Here is a 405-nt window from a genome sequence, read left to right on the forward strand (position 1 = left end):
GAACACCCTGTTCTGACGTGGTGAAGGTCTGTTCCTTGCGATAACCTTCCCCTTGTGAAAAAGTCTTTAATTTGACCGTTTTTTGCCCTGCCATATCCGAGAAATATTTTTGCGTTTCGGTGTCTGTCGCATTGATCACAAGCTTGAATGAACAGTTATCGACAATGACTTTTCGCTCGTCTTTTCCATAGATCGTGTCAAGTTGCGTAAGCGATTGAATGATAAGCATAAGGTGAACATTTCGGCTTCTTAGCGTGGCTAATCCTCCGACAATTTCCGACATTTTTCCCAATCGTGGAAACTCGTCCAACATGATTAAAACAGGAGGGTTTTTGGCTTCCTCTCGATTGGTCAGATAACGTAAAAATTGACCGATAATAACGGTGAAAATTTCTCCGTATTGCT

General features: G+C 42.0%; 1 protein-coding gene. It reads right to left on the reverse strand.

Annotation, left to right across the window (positions count from 1 at the left end):
* A partial coding sequence (locus AC2JF9_RS10035) for a type IV secretory system conjugative DNA transfer family protein (protein WP_500727478.1) occupies positions 1–405 on the reverse strand: 405 nt, incomplete at both ends.

The organism is Lactobacillus sp. C449L (genome assembly GCF_059900815.1).